The sequence below is a fragment of the Bacillus sp. FSL R5-0603 genome (assembly GCF_038050295.1).
Lineage (GTDB): Bacteria > Bacillota > Bacilli > Bacillales > Bacillaceae > Bacillus > Bacillus subtilis.
This window is the reverse complement of sequence record NZ_JBBOYP010000001.1, coordinates 1,751,328-1,768,968: the sequence shown is the minus strand read 5'-3', so window position 1 is coordinate 1,768,968 and position 17,641 is coordinate 1,751,328. Positions and strand designations below refer to the sequence as shown.

Sequence of the window (17,641 nt, the reverse complement as noted above, 5' to 3'; positions counted from 1 at the left end):
CATATTTTGATCAAATCAGGCAAATGGGCAGACTGATTAGGGCCCAAAAAAGAGAGCAGAACGAGAATCATCTCTCGTCCTACTCGGGGTGTCGTTTTTTAGCCGATGTATATCATAACATGAAAAAAAACTGCTTAGTAGTCTAGATTTTTTTTTCTTAAGCTATCACAGCATTTTTCGCTCTCTACTGTTTCTTCTATTTCAACATCAGCGCCGATCTCTTCTAAAACCGCCTTTAAAGCGCTGATAATTGACGCTTCCCTGATTAATTCTTTTCCGTTCACAATGATGCTTGTTCCGTATTCATAGCAAGAATCATCTTCGCAAATTTCTTCCCAATGATTCACGATCACTTTATGCTTCATGTTTTCACCCTCTGTTTGATCTGTGTCTGTATTTAGTTTAGCGGGTAGCATCCGCTTTGTAAATTCGGATGCTTGTGAATTTTATTCAAGCTCATCATCCGTGTCGTATTCTTTCTTCAGCTTTACCTCATTGCTGGACTCATTATACTCATAAATTTTAATATAGCCGTCCTCCATAACGCCAAAATGATTATGTTCAAGCGGAAACGAGGTGGGTTGAGGCGTTTCATAGTCTGAATTGCCGCTGTCTGTTTCAATAATGGTTTCTTGATTCCCGCACGCCCCGAACAGTAAAAAAACAGCTATCCATACAAGTGCAATCCTGATTCGTCTCAGTTCTGCTTCACTTTCAAACAAGGTCGATCACTCCCAAATTCATTTTATACATAATATACCATTTTCACTTCCGTATGTTGTTCTCATAAAAAAAGACCGTGCCTTAGCATGGTCAGCTTACACAAAGCTTGGAGCAAAAGTGGATTCATGTTAAAAATGGCCGCCGGGAACCCCGGCAGCCTTTCTTCATGTCTTGACATGGCATTTTTTGATCTATTCGAGTTCAAGCTGGACGTTTTTTTGCGGCGCAAACGTTGAGATCGCATGTTTATATATAAGCTGCTGCTTACCTTCCGATTCCAACAATACGGTAAAGTTATCAAAGCCTTTCACCTGGCCCCGCAACTGAAAGCCGTTCAGCAAAAAAACAGTGACATACGTATTTTCTTTCCGGATTTGATTCAAAAACTGATCCTGAATATTAATCGGTTTCATGTTTCGTCCTCCTTGATTCTCTATATCATACAGTTTCGATTAAAGTTCGAGTTTTCCTGCTATATGTGTGAAAATTTCCTTTTTTTTCAGCTCCATATCAACAGGCGGTGTCATATCGAACCATGTGACCTGCATTTTGTTGCGAAACCACGTCAGCTGGCGTTTCGCATACCGCCTCGAGTTCTGCTTTAGCTGTTCGACAGCATCGGAAAGTGTCACAAAACCGTCAAAATATGCATACAGCTCTTTATAGCCTATCGCCTGTATTGATTGACAGTCTCTCACGTTCTTGTCGTATAAGCGTTTCACTTCCGGAAGAAGGCCTGACTGCATCATCATATCGACCCGCTGATTAATTCTTTCGTAAAGCGTGTCTCTATCCATTGTCAGGCCAATTAACACTGCATTGTACAGAAGTTCTCGTTTTTGTTCCTTCAAATGCTGGGACATCGTTTTTCCGGACGTATGTAAAATTTCCAGTGCGCGAATGACTCTTCTTGTATTATTCGGATGAATCGCAGCTGCTGCCTCGGGATCTGCTGCAGCAAGTTTGGCATGAAGAAAGTCAGCGCCTTCCCGCTCAGCAGCCATTTGCATGCTCTCTCGAAACACGGGATCATTTGCCTCTTCCGTAAATGTATAATCGTAAAGCACAGATTGTATATAAAGCCCTGTACCGCCGACAATCATCGGAAGCTTTCCTCTATTTGCAATCTCGCTGATTTTATTTCTTACTAAGCTTTGATAATCGGCAGTAGAGAAAGAGTCTTGGGGATCTAAAATGTCAATCAGATGGTGGGGCACTCCCTCCATCTCCTGTTCGGTAATTTTAGCTGTTCCAATATCCATCCCTTTATAAATCTGCATTGAATCTCCGCTGATAATTTCCGCGTTTAAGGATTTGGCTAGCTGAATACTTAAATTGGTTTTCCCCACTGCCGTCGGTCCGACTAAAATGACAACGGGCTGCTTCGTATTATTCAATATGTATCACTCTCTTTTATAAATCTCCCCCCATTATAGCATTCAACATGGATAACCACCTATCCATTTTGCCCTTTTTTTGCATCGGTAAACATCCTTCTACCAGCCGAGCGGCTCATTGCCGACAATTTCCCTTGTCTTTCCTTTCAGGGTATGACGATGCGTTTTTCTTCTGTCATCTCCTGGATCGTACACAACCCCTCCGTACTGGATCTCAATCGGCTCGTTATAGGCCAGATACGTCGTTTCTTCGATTTCATGATAATGTGTGCCATCTGCTAAGGGAATCGCCGGCCCTGAGATTCCGTAATACCGATGAAAATGGCCGTTTTCAAATGAAGTGATCCCTGTATAGTAATGTGTATGCTGATCGGTATTTGATCCGTTTGCCGGCTGAGTAAACCCTTCAATGAGATGATAATGGCCCTGTTCTCTCGTTGTTTTGACATGATAAGCATGTGCGTGGGGCGGTGCTTTTGACCAGTCAGACTGATACAGGCCCAATGTGTTCACATCCTCCTTTTCCTCGATTCGCCCAATCAAATCCGGGCAGGCTGAATACACTGCATCATCTACACTTTATTACAGGAGGAAAGAAAACATGAACGAGTTAGAAAATTTCAGCCCTGAAGATACAAGAATATTTGGAAGACCGTTCGGATTCGGGAGACCATTTGGGTTTGGAAGACCGTTCGGGTTCGGTTACGGGTTTGGAAGACCCGGATTTGGTTATGGATTTGGTTTTGGCCGGCCATTCGGATTTTTTGGAGGACCGTTTATCGGCGGCCTTGCAGGCGGGCTTATAGGAAGCGCTTTATTTAATCCCTATTTGTATGGCGGATACCCCTATTATCCGTATGCCCCGTTCCCTTATTATTATTAAACGCAAAAGACCCCTTAAAAAAGGGGTCTTTTTAAGTGTGTGAAAATGAATCTCTTGACTCATACATAGGCATACACTAATATTTTTCTAGCTGAAGTTTTTTTCTAATCTAAAAATATAGTGAGGAGAATTCATGATGTTGATAGGATATATATTCCTCACGATTGCCATATGTTCGGAATCGATAGGAGCAGCCATGCTGAAAGTATCTGATGGCTTCAAAAAGTGGAAGCCAAGTGCTTTGGTCGTTATTGGCTATTCCCTCGCCTTTTATATGCTGTCCCTGACTTTAAACCATATTCCCCTGAGCCTCTCCTATGCGACTTGGAGCGGGGCGGGCACGGTGCTGACGACAGTGATCGGAGTAAAATGGTTCAAGGAAGATCTGAATGCCAAAGGGCTTATCGGGATTCTTTTATTACTATCAGGGGTCGTGTTACTTAATTGGCAGTAAAGGAGTGATGAAGATGAGAGGTTTGCTTTATTTGGCTCTCGCCATTGTATCTGAAGTGTTTGGGAGCACGATGCTGAAGCTTTCAGAAGGATTTACACAAGCCTGGCCCATTGCCGGAGTCATAGTCGGATTTCTTTCTGCTTTTACGTTTCTAAGCTTTTCTTTAAAAACAATTGACTTATCAAGCGCGTATGCAACATGGTCGGGCGTTGGTACCGCGCTTACAGCAATTGTCGGGTTTTTGCTTTTTGGCGAAACCATCAGTTTAAAAGGTGTATTCGGTCTCACGCTTGTCATTGCAGGCGTGGTCGTGCTAAATCAATCGAAAGCCCACGCTGAAGATAAAAAACAGACGGTCTGTGAGTGACCGTCTGTTTTCTTTATTCTCCACCCAGTTTCACAGAGGCTTCAAGCTGCAGCTCGACATTTCCTTGAATTGCACGCGAAATCATGCATGACGCCTCCGCTTTTTTACAAAGCTTGTGAGCCAATGCGACGTCATCTTGTGAAGCATCATGTTTAAGCACGACAGAGGGACGGTGAACGATCTTTTTGTATGTAAAGACTCCTTTTGTGACGTCGACAATGCCTTCTGACTCCATCTGTAAGTCTTCTTTTTCCAGCCCGCTTCTCTCCATCATCGCTGCAAGTGTAATAATGTAACAGGTCGCTGCCGCCCCGAGAAGCATTTCATCTGGGTTGGTCCCTTCTCCCGGGCCATCCATTTCTTTAGGAATGGAAATCGATGTGATCAGGTTTCCGCTTTCAATCGTACCGACATCATTGCGGTTACCCGGCCAATTCGCTTTTAAATAAAAATGATGATCTGCCATTGTTTTGCCTCCTTTTTTATCCTATTTCAGTCTACTGATTTTCTCTTATTTTGTCTGCTGATCTGCTTGTTACGAATACTCTTTTTCCAGGACACCTTTGATCGCACTGACATAAGCATAAAATTCACTATTCTTTGTGTATTTTCTATTTTTATAATAAAAATCATCAAAAAATGCTTCTCTCTGCTCACGGCTGATTTCCAGCTGGATACTTAGCCCCGTTTCCCCTTGGTTATTAATGTTTTCGGCATTCAATCCAGCAAGACCGCTTTTAGACGACGCTAACTCAGCGGAAAACCCTCTCCGCTCAAGGGCTCTCACAATCATTTTCGCCCGCTTTCGGTCTGTTCCCCCTACAAGGGTATTCTTGTTCTCCCCTTTATATCCGTGAAAAGCCACCACATATTGATGCTCCTTGATTTTCTTTTTTGCCAATGGCTCATCAAAATTGGTGCTTGTAATGTGCAGCGTTTGGTTATCGTGGGACTTCAACCCTTCAAACAGGTATGTAGAGTATTCATTATTGAAATAACGCACAAGCTCACTTACTCCGCCTTCAATTCTTCCGCCATGCGGAGACATAATTAAGACTTTGCTTCCTTTTTTCTCATTATATGAAATATCGTAATCGGCTGGGCTCTCATTCTCTGCCAAGCTGCTGAAATTTGAATATGTATCTGGCTGATTTGATGGTTCAGGTTCCAATGAGTAATGAACATATCTCAAGAACAAGACAATGGCTAAGACTAATATGACATTTAGTAAAAATCTTCTCATGTTTAACTCCTTTCATAAGAATGGCGCGGTTCATTATATGAGGTTTAGCCAATAGGTTTTATCTTACCATTGTATACACAATATCATCAGTGAAAAAGTTCCCGGTTTCAAAAAATCAATTGATTGTCACGGTTATTAGCGGTTCATTTCAAATAAGAGTGAAAAAAGGTTGAGAGGAAAGACAAAAAAGGTAGGAACAACCTCACTTGGCAAATAAATGTATATAGGTTTAAGGAGGGTTTTAGTAACAGGCTGCCCGGTTGCTGAGACGGACAGCTGTTACCGGCCTGCAGAATAGAGATTTTGCTTATTTGTTCTCACAAAGTCACAGGAGAGGATAGAGTCCAATAAAAATGTTCTGATCTGTTGTTTCGAAAAACAAAATGCTTTGATTTTCGTTTTGCTTTTCTGTCTCACAATAATCGTTCTTTTACTAATCGTTCCGTCTTTCTTCATATATATAATGCTGATTGGCATTTGGCTTTCCAAAGATCGGTGCAAGTAGAAATTCATACGGTTGCTCTCCCCTTCCCAGTTTGATATGACCATATTATAATACGAACAAACGTTCTTTTTCAATCCCCAATGATTTCCTCAACTTCTGAATCTATCGTATCTAATGCGAAAGATTCAGAAAAACAAACTCTTGTCTGTCTCTTATAGAGGACAAACAAACTTACAAAACCTATCATCTGTTCATAGAGTATACAGAGAACCTTATAATAGGAGGAAAATACATGTTTGGGTACTCTATGGTACAAATGGTGAGAGCAAATGCTCACAAGCTAGATTGGCCGTTACGGGAAACCGTATTGCAGCTTTACAAGCCCTTCAAATGGACTCCTTGCTTCTTGCATAAATTTTTCGAAACCAAATTGCAAAACAGAAAAAAAATGTCAGTCATTATCGAATTTGAGGAAGGCTGTCACGAGACCGGCTTTCAAATGGCTGGAGAGGTGCTGCAAAAAGAAAAACGCAGCAAGCTAAAAAGCCGCTTCAACAAAATCAACTGCTGCAGCGCGGAGGTTACTCCTTCAGCATTACATTCCCTTCTCTCTGAATGCAGCAATATCCGTAAAGTGTATTTAAACCGCGAAGTCAAAGCGCTTTTAGACACGGCAACCGAAGCAAGCCATGCGAAGGAAGTCGTCAGAAACGGGCAAACCCTGACAGGAAAAGGTGTTACTGTCGCTGTTGTCGATACAGGAATCTACCCGCATCCTGATCTAGAAGGCAGAATTATCGGATTCGCGGACATGGTCAATCAAAAAACAGAGCCGTACGATGATAATGGTCATGGCACACACTGTGCAGGTGATGTCGCAAGCAGCGGCGCATCCTCTTCCGGTCAATACCGCGGACCTGCACCGGAAGCCAATCTCATCGGCGTAAAGGTATTAAACAAGCAGGGTTTAGGAACGTTAGCAGATATTATAGAGGGTGTTGAGTGGTGTATTCAATACAATGAGGACAACCCCGATGAACCGATTGATATTATTAGCATGTCGCTCGGGGGCGATGCCCTTAGATATGATCATGAACAGGAAGATCCGTTAGTCAGAGCGGTTGAAGAAGCGTGGAGCGCAGGGATTGTCGTCTGTGTCGCTGCCGGAAACTCAGGCCCTGATTCGCAGACCATTGCAAGCCCGGGCGTGAGCGAAAAGGTGATTACAGTAGGTGCGCTTGACGATAACAATACTGCAAGCAGCGATGATGATACTGTCGCTTCCTTCTCAAGCCGCGGCCCGACAGTATATGGGAAAGAAAAGCCCGATATTTTAGCGCCGGGTGTTAATATTATTTCCCTTCGCTCTCCGAATTCTTATATTGATAAGCTCCAAAAGTCAAGCCGTGTAGGGTCTCAGTACTTTACAATGTCAGGAACCTCGATGGCAACACCGATTTGCGCAGGAATCGCAGCTTTAATTCTTCAGCAAAACCCGGATCTTACCCCTGATGAAGTAAAAGAGCTTTTGAAAAACGGCACGGACAAATGGAAAGATGAAGATCCGAATATCTACGGAGCGGGCGCTGTCAACGCAGAAAATTCCGTCCCCGGCCAATAAAAAGCACCAAAAAGCCGGCAATTCTCTCTCAGCAGAACTGCCGGTTTTTTCGTTTGAATATTCATAATAATAAGGTAAAATAATGGAAAATAGATGAAGGAAGTGAAGAAAGTGCCATATTATATCTGCAATACATGCGGTGTGCAACATGCACAGACAGTAGATCCGCCCAACTCGTGTCTGATTTGCGAGGATGAAAGACAGTATATTCATCCCGATGGACAAACTTGGACAACCCTTGAAGACATGCGTGAGAAAGGAAACCTTCAGAACATCCTCCAAAAGGAAGAAGAGCATCTTTACAGCATCAAAACTGAACCAGAGTTTGCGATCGGACAAACAGCCCATCTTATCCAGCATAAGGGCTTCAATGTGCTGTGGGATTGCATGACATATCTTGACCAAAAGACAATTGACCAAATCAACGAATTAGGTGGTATTCAAGCCATCGCCTTGTCTCATCCGCATTATTACTCTACTCAGGTTGAGTGGGCTGAAGCATTTCAGGCCCCGATCTATATCCATGAGGATGATAAAGAATGGGTGACAAGGCCAAGCAATCACATTCACTTCTGGTCAGGGGAAACGCTCAACGTGAAGCCGGGACTGGACCTTTACCGACTGGGCGGACATTTTAAAGGCGGTGCTGTTTTGCATTGGAGCAAGGGCAATGAAGGGAAAGGCTGTCTATTGACCGGAGATATCATTACGGTTGCGGCGGACCGAAACTGGGTCAGCTTTATGTACAGCTATCCAAATCTCATTCCCCTTCCCGCCTCCAAAGTTGAAGAAATAGCAGCCAAAGTAAAACCGCTTCAATTCAACCGGCTTTACAATGCTTTTTCTAAAGTTGTCAAAGAAAATGCCGGCGAAGCGGTCCAGCGTTCTGCCGTACGCTATATCAAGGCTCTCAACAGCGAATTGTTTCATACATAAAGAGTGAGGCGGCTCTTTTCCGTGTAAAAGATGCAGCAATTGGGAATAGTATCGTGTAGATCAAAAGGAGGAATATTGATGGCACACACGAATACACAGCTTTCTCAATGGCTGGAATCAAAAGTCGGCCAGACGCTTGATATTAGAAAAGGTGAATTGACCCATGATGAAGAGATATCAGACTTGGATCAGATTGTTCTCCACCTTCAAAAAGTGGCTATACGCAGTACGAATCATCCTGATGATTATGTTGCGAAAGAAGAGCTTGTTTTAGAAGGCGAAGGAACAACATTCACTGAGGACGGAAACGTACCGCTTCCGCAAAATGCCTATGAGATTCCTTTATTAGGTGACATTCATATTCACCAAGAAAACGAAGGATTGAAGGTCGTAACAGATCGTGCAGTATATACAATTGATATCCAGCACAGCTGAGAGTCACTTTCATCAAAATAATACAGCGTAGCGCCTTTGAGCTTTCGTTCAAAGGCGCTGCTTTATATCGAGCCGTTTTTTCACTTTTTTCGTTCTTCACCCTATTGAATGACTCCTAAAATAGATATATAGTTTTAGAGACAGGATTACATTTCAAACAATTCTGTTTTTTGTAAACTAATTCAGCAATTTGATTCATCTATTTACCCTATTAGGCGAGGAGAATGCAAATGGAAAAATTGATGTTTCATCCGCATGGTAAAGAGTTTCATCACAATCCTTTTTCAGTTTTAGGACGATTTAGAGAGGAAGAGCCCATTCACCGATTTGAATTAAAACGGTTCGGAGCCACATATCCGGCCTGGTTAATTACCCGATACGATGATTGTATGGCCTTTTTAAAAGACAATCGAATTACAAGAGACGTAAAAAATGTGATGAACCAAGAACAAATCAAAATGCTCAACGTTAGTGAAGATATCGATTTTGTATCCGATCATATGCTGGCAAAAGACACACCTGACCATACCCGCCTGCGATCACTTGTTCATCAAGCATTTACTCCCCGAACCATTGAAAATCTGCGCGGCAGCATTGAACAAATTGCTGACCAGCTTTTAGATGAAATGAAAAAAGAAAATAAAGCGGATATCATGAAATCCTTCGCTTCCCCTTTGCCTTTTATTGTTATATCTGAATTGATGGGAATCCCAAAAGAAGATCGGTCACAGTTTCAAATCTGGACCAATGCGATGGTTGATACCTCTGAAGGTAATAGAGAGCTGACAAATCAGGCCCTTCGTGAATTTAAAGATTATATCGCCAAGCTGATCCATGACAGAAGAATAAAGCCAAAAGACGATTTAATCAGCAAACTTGTGCATGCTGAGGAAAACGGCAGCAAGTTAAGCGAAAAAGAGCTCTATTCGATGCTGTTCTTGCTCGTTGTAGCCGGCCTTGAAACAACTGTTAACTTACTCGGCTCAGGCACCCTCGCATTGCTGCAGCACAAGAAGGAATGTGAGAAGCTCAAGCAGCATCCTGAAATGATCGCTACAGCGGTTGAAGAATTGCTGCGATACACCTCACCTGTCGTTATGATGGCAAATCGGTGGGCCATCGAAGACTTTACATATAAGGGGCATTCGATCAAAAGAGGAGACATGATTTTTATAGGGATCGGATCTGCCAATCGCGACCCGAATTTTTTTGAGAACCCCGAAATATTAAATATAAATCGGTCGCCTAACAGACATATTTCTTTCGGTTTTGGCATTCATTTCTGCTTAGGAGCGCCTCTTGCCAGGCTGGAAGGCCACATTGCATTTAATGCACTTCTGAAGAGATTTCCTGATATTGAACTTGCGGTTGCACCTGATGATATTCAATGGAGAAAAAATGTCTTTTTAAGAGGATTAGAAAGTCTCCCTGTTTCACTTTCAAAATAACATTCAAAACGCCCCCTTTTAAAAGAGGGGGCGTTTGTGTTTTCTCAGCGCTTCACCAATTCATCTGTTTCTTTTTCTTTCCTCGCTTCATGTTTCTTCCGGAAAGCCTTAAGGAAATTCGCATTCACTACTCCCCTGTTCGAATAAAGCTTTTCACAAAATTCTAACATGGCTGTTGACGCTTTCGGTTCGGTTAATATCATGAAGTGGTTGCTTGAATCGACATCCAACAGGTGGAAATGGGGAATTTGCCGCTTCCATTCCACCCAATAGGCAGTTTGATCAAACGGTTCTTTTTCATTTGATAAAGTGAAATAAGTGTCTAAATCACCAAAGAAAGACCTGCTTTTGTTGAGGAAATAATAACATTTTACCGTCTCAGGATCAGGGAGAGGCTTAACAGTGTACGACTCCAAATCATAGGCGCGCTGTGTTTTCATCATTTGCTGAGCCTGCGCACGTATTTGCTTATTTGGTTTGTTTAGCCCTCGTTCTTTTGCCAAGTCAATCAACTCAGACAGGAATTCCTCATCCTCTAAGCTTATGTCCACCTCTTCACGGCTGATGAGAACATCCGTAAGCTTTTCCCGTTTCGCAATCGATGCCAGCATCGTATTAATTGTTTGCAGCATTGGCGTTTTCATAGATGCCTCATTCTCTTTTGTCTCAGAACGATATGGGGAGTCAATCATCACCATGCTTTTGACAGCAAGGCCTTGGCTTTGCAGTTGGCGAGTGACTTCATATGCAATCATCCCGCCTAAGGAATATCCGCCTACATCATAAGGACCTTCAGGCTGTATGGATCGAATGATCTCTATATAATAGGAAGCCATTTGTTCAATTCCGTGCAAAGGAGCATAATCAGTCATGAATCCTCTGGCTTGAATGCCGTAAAAAGGGCGCTGGCTCTTTTGTGCAAATTGCTGATAGATTTCAACTCCTCCTACTCCGCCATGGAACCAAAAGACAGGGCGCCCCCGCTTGCCGTCATTTAACGGTATCAATTCCGGAAACGTGCGAGCTTGATCATTTTGTAAGGATGTATCCTCCTGTTTCTTTGCGATCAAGTCCAACATGTCCTGAACAGTATGGCATGCTTGAAGCTCCGTCAAGGCAATGAGAGGGTCCACCTTTGATTGCAATTGCTGTAATAACTGTATGCAAGAAATTGAATCAAATCCATACTGCTGCAATGGCTTATGAGGCTGCAGTTCATCCGGAGCCATCCCTAGTACATTTGCTAATATGTGATGATCGCTGCTGTTGTTGATACGCTCATCCTGTGAAACAGAAGGCGTATTCTCTACTGCTTGAAAGCCGTTCCAGCAGCTTCTCTTTTCAAATGGATAGGTTGGCAACGATATTCTGCGGGCACCTTTTCCTTGATAAAGCTTCTCCCATGGGATTTGCACCCCTTTTGTCCAGCAAAACGCGATCTTTTCAAGGTTGTTTTCAGACAACAAAGTCTCGATCACCATTTCTCTTAAAGGACCATCCAGCAAGGCTCCGAGATCTGACGAGCCATTTTCTGCATTTCCGCTAAAGACAGGTACAGAACTCTTCGGCTTATCGCCTTTTTCTGCTAAGCAGGCTTGCAAGCCGATTACCAGTTCTTCTTTACTGCGGACGACGAGCGCCAGGCGGTCTTCCATTTCCTCTCGGCCGGTTTGGAGTGTATAAGCATAATCTTGTAATGACAGTGCTTGTTGTTTATTCACATAGTCAAGCTGCTGTTGAACAATTGCTTTTAGCCTGTCTTGATTCTTTGCAGAAAGAACCACAATGTGGGCACCATTCTCACTCATACTAACCGGTGGTTTTGGTAAAGGAATATATTCTTCTAAAATGACGTGCGCATTTACGCCTCCAAAGCTATAGCTGTTGATACTCGCTCTGCGCGGAATTTTTTTGCCTGCATCGTCACTTAAATCCCCCCATTGCTGATTCTCGGCAGTCACTCGGAAACGGGTGCCCTTTATTGACACCTGGTCATTCAAAGACGAAAATCCGGTTATGCCTGGTATTGTTTGATGCTTCATCGCCATGCTGACCTTCATAAGAGCAGCCATGCCTGAGACGAGTTCACCGTGTCCGATGCTCGGCTTTAAGCTGCTGATATAACATGGCGCTTCCTCCCGTACTTCCTGTGGAAGTTCCAATTCGAGCTGACTGCAGCCTGACTTTAACGCCTCTATTTCTATCGCGTCTGCCAATGGAGAGGCGATTCCATGCGCTTCTATATAGGTCACCGTTTTAGGATCAATTTGCGCTCCTTGATAAGCCTTCAGGATTGCATCCTTCATGCCGGCCGGATTTGGCGCGTGAAGTGACATTCCCCTGCCGCCATGCGATACACCTGAACCTTTAATAACCGAATAAATATGATCAGAATCTTCAATGGCTTTTTGCAATGGTTTAATGATGAGAACTCCTGCTCCTTCACTTCTGACAAAGCCATTTGCATCTGCTTGAAAGGATTTGGCCTGTCCTTTCTCACTCAAATAGCCCATTGAGTCGAAGCCAATAAAGCCTTTTGGTGAAAGCAGCAAATTCACAGCCCCGACAATGGCTTGCTCACATTCGCCGTTTCGAATGGATTGTATAGCTCTGTGCAAAGCCACTAGAGCTGAGGAACAGGCAGCTTCATAATATTCACTTGGCCCTTTTACATCAAGTGCATAGGATATACGGTTTGGAATTAGGGAAGGAACCACAGCTGTATCCGTATTGCCGGCTGAGACAAATACTCCTGTCGGGCGGCTGGATACAACCTGCCCTGTTAAGCCTGCATCTTCCATCGCCTTCCATGCATGTATCAAGAGCAGAAACTCCTGTGGGTCCATATTCGCCGCTTCTTTAGGCGATATGCCAAAAAACAGGGGATCAAACTCACCTATTCCTTCTATAAAACCGCCCCATTGAAGGCTTGATTGCCCTTCCTTATCGGCTGCGGCATATTTGCGCCAGTCCCAGCGTTCTTTCGGCACTTCAGAGACACAGATCTTTCCTTGGATAAGGTTATCCCAAAATTCCGTTACGCTGTTTGCTTTCGGAAACTGTCCCGACATGCCGATAATGGCTATGCCGTCTGCCGCGTGTTCGATTGTTTTATCCGTGTTCGTCTCGTATGCCGGAATCTGTTTCATTTGGTTTTCGATTTGAGCTGGGCGTTCTTCCTGCTGATGAGCTTCACCAAACAGCTGAGCAAAAGATGCTTCATGTTTGTCCGCAAAAAAGTCGATTAGCTCTTGAATAGTCGGATATTCAAAAAACAGAGTCGGATTTAATTCGATCTTTGTCTCTGCTTCCATCTCCCTTGTCAGTGCAACCAATTGAGAAGAATCGATTCCAAAATCCATGATATGCGCTTTTGCAAGAGACAATTTTGACGGATCGGCCATGTTTACTGCCAGTTTATCTGTTACATAGCTTCTGATACGATCTTTCAGATTGCTGGCTTTGATGGCCTTATTTTGATTTCCTCTTTGATTCGAAATACGAAGCTGTTTAAGCGAGTAGCCCGAGTAGTGCAGCACTGTTTCTGACGACTCATTGATCACATCTACATCAAACAGCAGCATGTCACCTGTATTCTTAACCAATGTAATCAAAAGCCAGCAATCCCCTTTTATCGTTTGCTTTGTAAACTGGATATCATTGATTCCAAACGGCAGGAAGCCGCCTGTCATGTCAAACTGCTCTAAGAAACTGAGGATAGCCAAGTACGCGCTGTTTGTCATCAATGGGCTTACAATGTAATGGTGCCCGTTTGCCGGCCCGCTTTGGGGCAGGCGAATTTTTGCCAGTATAGACTTGTGATCTCTGTAGAGATGAGTAATTGTCTTAAATAACTCTCCCCATTCAGGACCGTTTCCGGTTTTATACATCTGCTCGATGTGATGAAGCTTAGTTAATGAATGCTTAACGTTCTCAATATTGACTTTTTTGGGCTCAAAAGAACCGATTCCGCATTGTCCGATTGCGGCAGGCTTCCACAAACCAGAGGACGGCTCGCGATACATGATTTGCAGTTCTATGACTTGATCTTTTTGCAGCGGCTTTGCCTGAAGTTCAATGGTCTCGCCTTGTTTGATGACAATTGGACTGATATAACTTAATTTGCTGATACGGCCGCTGTTTTCCTCAGGGAACAGGTTAAAAAATGCTTCAATGGCCAGACTGCCATATGTGGCACCGACAAGCACCCGTTCATTGTTGAAGACGTGTCCTTGAACGTAAGGCTCATCATAAGTGAATTGATCTTGAATGACCGGCTGATTGATATTGTCTTCAACATCTGACGATTTCTCATTGATAGACGATACATCGAAATGAAATGGTGTATTATGGTCAAATGCATAGTGAGGCAGATGAACCCAGCCTGATCGGTTCCCTATATCAGCTTCTTTAAAAGCAATCGATGCTCCTTGTGCCCATTGCTCTGCTGCGTTTATTTCTCTATCCCTAGATGCTGATTCCGCACATGGCTGTAAATCGAATGATGTATAGATGCCTTGCTGGAGCGAGCTTTCTCTTGATGTTCGGAACACCTTTAGTTTTTCGATCAGCTCTTGAGTCGATGTCACTGTAAATGCAGCCCTATGCTCTAAATTGTGGTTTATTCTGTGTAAAGCCTGTACAACGGGTTCAATATCCAGAGAAGCTTCCTTCTCTAAAAACAATTGCATATTTTCTAGATAGCTAAGCAGGCTCCATTTTGTTTTGGCTGAAAAAACGGCAGTGAATTCCTGCTGGCGGAGAGCGATATGTTCTTTCTCAGGGGCCGTCTCCATATATTCTTCTATAATAAGATTGGCATAGGCTCCCCCCGCTCCGAAGGAATTGATCATGCTTCTGCGAGGCAATTGTTTTCCAGTTTCGGGATCATTCAAGCGATGCCATGGCTCTGTTTGTTCCTGAAGATAGAAAGCCGTGTGCTCCAGCTTAATATTTGGGTTGACAGGCATCGCGTTAATTGTCGGCACCAGCGTCCCTTTCTTCATCTGCAGCAGCACTTTTGTCAGCTGAGAAATACCGGAAGCCGCCTCTAAATGCCCCAGATTGGATTTGACAGAGCCTATCGCACAAAACTGTTTCTTGTTTGTATATTGTTGAAACGCGTTTGTTAAGGCAATTACTTCAATAGGATCGCCCAGCGCCGAACCATTTGCCGCCGATTCAATATAGCCGATAGTCTCTGGATCAATGCCCGACTGCTGAATCGACTTGACAATTAACTTTGCTTGCTGCTTCGGGTCCGGAGCTGTATACATCTGTCTTCCGCCGCTATGGTTGGCAAAACTGCTTTTGATCACAGCGTAAATATGATCCTGATCTTCCATTGCCTTCGAAAGCGGTTTTAACAGGACAGCTCCAATGCCTTCCCCGGGAATAAGCCCGTTTCCTGTGCCAAAACTTTTGCTTTGATTGCCGCTTCCCAGCAGATTGGCACGCTCCAAAGAATCATATTTAGAGAGATCGAGTGTTAAATTGACACCCCCAGCAATCGCCATTGAGCAGTTTTTCAATTTCAGGCTTTCACACGCAAGATGTATGGCGTTTAATGAACTAGAGCATGCTGAGCTGACAGCGATACTCGGTCCGGTCAGGTTAAAAAAGTGGGAAACGCGATTTGCAATGTGCCAGTCTCCCCCATTTGAGCTGAGGACTGCCTGCTCTAAAGATGGGATATTCCAAAAATACTGGTTATACATATTCCCTATAAAAACACCTACTCCGTCATCATCCCGCAATTTATCCAGCCGGGTTCGCGTATAGCCGCCGTCCTCAAACGTTTCCCAGACGGTTTCTAAACATAAACGGAGTTCCGGTGTCATTTCCATCACCCGGTTTTGCTCCACCTCAAAAAGCTGATGGTCAAATGCCTCTATATCTTGTAAAAATCCGCCATAGCGTTTCTTATTTGCCGGCTTTTTTGGATCTTTTGATAATGTTTTCAATAAAGATGTGCGCCATCTGGATTCCGGTGCCTCTGTAATACAATTGTCTCCGGCGATTAAATGCCCCCAAAGCTCTTCTAAACTGTTAGACATCGGATAGCGCCCGCTTACCCCGATTATTGCGATATCTTCTGTACTAGAATCATTAAAATGTGTTCTTTGCAAATTGCTTGTCTTTTCTTTTTTTGGTGGTTCGGTATTTGCTAGCTGAGTTTCAGTGACTTCCTGCTCTGTAACAAAGCGGCGTGTATGAAAAGTAAATGGCTTATTAGGATCTGTACGCTCTGTTTGAAGTGGAGCTTCATTTTTTGCAGGCTTCGTTTTTTCCTTTAACAATGCTGTCCGGAGCTTATTTTCATGCCCCTTTACTAAATATTCGACGAGTTCTTTTGTGTTGTTATGTTCAAATAAAATGGTTTTTGGAAGCTCTCCCGTCACTTTTTCTAATTCACGAATGAAATTCACCTGCAAAATCGAATCAATTCCATACTTCTCAAATGTCGTATCTTCGTGAATACGTTCTGGTGATAGTTTGATTGATTTTGCCAGCGTATGCTTCACAAATTGTGCCGTTTGTTCGATGAGAGAATCGCTTCCCTGTGAATGATCGATTTCAGCATTCATTTGTATATGGCTTGGATCTTCTTCTGCCTCCGTTCTCTTCTTTTGACGGACGACTCCGTTACTTTCAGCGGCAATGATCTGCTGGCCGAGCTGATGCGATTGTTCAGCCATAAAGGAAACATAGCGAAATCCCTCACTCTCAAGCACCATTTTCCAAGTGTCTGGATACAGGCCCGGACAGCCCGATATGCGGAGATCAGGGTCCTCATACAGCCACCAGCCCTCTAAAAGGCCGAACGTCAAATGCGAATATATATTATGATCACTTATTTCATTTAAAAGGAGCAGCCCGTTCTTTTTCAAAACTGCTTTTGCATTTCGCAATGTCTGCCGGATATTTTTTGTGGCATGAAGCACATTTGCCGCGATGACCGCGTCGTAGCCTCCCGCATCAATATGCTGTTCAGACGCCGGCTCCTCGACATTAAATCGTTTATATGTCAAATATGGATTGTCAGGGCCGTACTTATTTTCTGCATGGATTAAAAATGCTTTAGACAGATCTGTATAGCAATATTCTTTTATATGCGTCTGCCAGGCTTTCAATTTTTGAAAAACAGCCGCGCTTGTCCCGCCGGTTCCGGCTCCGATTTCTAATATTCGAATCTTCGCCTCAGGCTCTTGCTTCAGACGTTCTTGCAGATAGGCTGTTAACGTATCTGCAAGAACATCATTAAAATAGTCTGCGACTTGATTGTTTTTATAGACCCCTTCTACTAAATCCATAGATGAATTCGGAAACAGGATATCGGTGGCTGACGCCTTGCCGGTCAGAATCTCCGGCAAGGCTTTAAGTGCTGTCTCCACCAATGTCACCATGGCTTTCATATTATTGTCTTGAAGCAGGTCAGATTTTTGTTCATTCCATTCTTTCCACAGCTCGCTCATGGTGCCTATTGAGCGTGTTGGAACATATCCGTTCTCCGTTCGCTTGAGAAATTGCTGCCGTTCTAAAATTGATTGGCTTTCTTCGAACCATCTGCCATAGAAATTCTCCAATACCGGCTGGGATTTACTTTCTGTGAAAAACCCTATGGACTGTAATTGTGCGAAAAGCATTTTACAGAGAATGTCTTCTGTGTTCAGCATTGGCGCTTCCCCT

16 protein-coding genes are annotated in these 17,641 nt (G+C 43.5%); 7 read left to right on the top strand and 9 right to left on the bottom strand.

Translation table 11 applies throughout. The features are described 5' to 3' along the window. Positions 1-134: 134 nt before the first annotated feature. The 5 genes from NYE56_RS08835 to NYE56_RS08815 form a co-directional block, all read right to left on the bottom strand. A complete protein-coding gene (locus tag NYE56_RS08835) occupies positions 135-365 on the bottom strand; it encodes a hypothetical protein (protein WP_003238362.1) in 231 nt (76 codons plus the stop codon). 81 nt (positions 366-446) lie between these two features. Then, positions 447-722, bottom strand: a complete 276-nt coding sequence (locus NYE56_RS08830; protein WP_015383723.1) for a YmzC family protein — start codon at positions 720-722, stop codon at positions 447-449. 192 nt (positions 723-914) lie between these two features. After that, entirely contained in the window at positions 915-1,136 is a 222-nt protein-coding gene (gene hfq / locus NYE56_RS08825) for an RNA chaperone Hfq (protein WP_003221097.1), read from the bottom strand. Between the two features lie 39 nt (positions 1,137-1,175). Further along, complete coding sequence (miaA, locus tag NYE56_RS08820) at positions 1,176-2,120, bottom strand: tRNA (adenosine(37)-N6)-dimethylallyltransferase MiaA (protein WP_021479248.1); 945 nt, start codon at positions 2,118-2,120, stop codon at positions 1,176-1,178. Positions 2,121-2,219: 99 nt separating this feature from the next. Beyond that, positions 2,220-2,633: a YmaF family protein gene (locus NYE56_RS08815; RefSeq protein WP_003231769.1), complete on the bottom strand. Its 414-nt coding sequence runs from the start codon at positions 2,631-2,633 to the stop codon at positions 2,220-2,222. Positions 2,634-2,721: 88 nt separating this feature from the next. On the opposite strand from NYE56_RS08815, the gene NYE56_RS08810 reads away from it, so the two are divergent. The 3 genes from NYE56_RS08810 (at position 2,722) to ebrB (ending at position 3,824) form a co-directional block, all read left to right on the top strand. Next, on the top strand, positions 2,722-3,003 hold the full coding sequence (locus NYE56_RS08810; protein WP_014664059.1) for a hypothetical protein: 282 nt from the start codon (positions 2,722-2,724) through the stop codon (positions 3,001-3,003). 136 nt (positions 3,004-3,139) lie between these two features. After that, positions 3,140-3,457, top strand: a complete 318-nt coding sequence (ebrA, locus tag NYE56_RS08805) for a multidrug efflux SMR transporter subunit EbrA (RefSeq protein WP_015483253.1) — start codon at positions 3,140-3,142, stop codon at positions 3,455-3,457. Positions 3,458-3,470: 13 nt separating this feature from the next. Next, positions 3,471-3,824, top strand: a complete 354-nt coding sequence (gene ebrB / locus NYE56_RS08800; protein WP_014476870.1) for a multidrug efflux SMR transporter subunit EbrB — start codon at positions 3,471-3,473, stop codon at positions 3,822-3,824. Between the two features lie 13 nt (positions 3,825-3,837). On the opposite strand, the gene NYE56_RS08795 is transcribed toward ebrB, so the two are convergent. The 3 genes from NYE56_RS08795 to NYE56_RS08785 form a co-directional block, all read right to left on the bottom strand. Further along, positions 3,838-4,290, bottom strand: a complete 453-nt coding sequence (locus NYE56_RS08795; RefSeq protein WP_341283728.1) for an OsmC family protein — start codon at positions 4,288-4,290, stop codon at positions 3,838-3,840. A 69-nt stretch (positions 4,291-4,359) separates the two neighbouring features. Continuing rightward, positions 4,360-5,067: a poly-gamma-glutamate hydrolase family protein gene (locus tag NYE56_RS08790; protein ID WP_003245758.1), complete on the bottom strand. Its 708-nt coding sequence runs from the start codon at positions 5,065-5,067 to the stop codon at positions 4,360-4,362. Positions 5,068-5,346: 279 nt separating this feature from the next. Beyond that, complete coding sequence (locus NYE56_RS08785) at positions 5,347-5,580, bottom strand: hypothetical protein (protein WP_014476869.1); 234 nt, start codon at positions 5,578-5,580, stop codon at positions 5,347-5,349. A 224-nt stretch (positions 5,581-5,804) separates the two neighbouring features. Here NYE56_RS08785 and aprX point away from each other — a divergent pair, with 224 nt between their 5' ends. From aprX to NYE56_RS08765, 4 genes are all read left to right on the top strand, one after another. Next, positions 5,805-7,133, top strand: a complete 1,329-nt coding sequence (gene aprX / locus NYE56_RS08780) for a serine protease AprX (protein ID WP_341283727.1) — start codon at positions 5,805-5,807, stop codon at positions 7,131-7,133. 111 nt (positions 7,134-7,244) lie between these two features. After that, entirely contained in the window at positions 7,245-8,069 is an 825-nt protein-coding gene (locus NYE56_RS08775) for an MBL fold metallo-hydrolase (RefSeq protein WP_072175690.1), read from the top strand. Positions 8,070-8,147: 78 nt separating this feature from the next. Next, positions 8,148-8,504 carry a hypothetical protein gene (locus NYE56_RS08770; protein ID WP_003231786.1) on the top strand — a complete coding sequence of 119 codons (357 nt, stop codon included), beginning with the start codon at positions 8,148-8,150 and terminating at the stop codon, positions 8,502-8,504. A gap of 230 nt (positions 8,505-8,734) precedes the next feature. Continuing rightward, on the top strand, positions 8,735-9,952 hold the full coding sequence (locus NYE56_RS08765; protein WP_268555183.1) for a cytochrome P450 family protein: 1,218 nt from the start codon (positions 8,735-8,737) through the stop codon (positions 9,950-9,952). 44 nt (positions 9,953-9,996) lie between these two features. Here NYE56_RS08765 and NYE56_RS08760 read toward each other — a convergent pair whose 3' ends face one another. Further along, positions 9,997-17,628 (bottom strand): beta-ketoacyl synthase N-terminal-like domain-containing protein, encoded by a 7,632-nt coding sequence (locus NYE56_RS08760; RefSeq protein ID WP_341283726.1) that lies wholly within the window; start codon positions 17,626-17,628, stop codon positions 9,997-9,999. Positions 17,629-17,641: the final 13 nt, after the last annotated feature.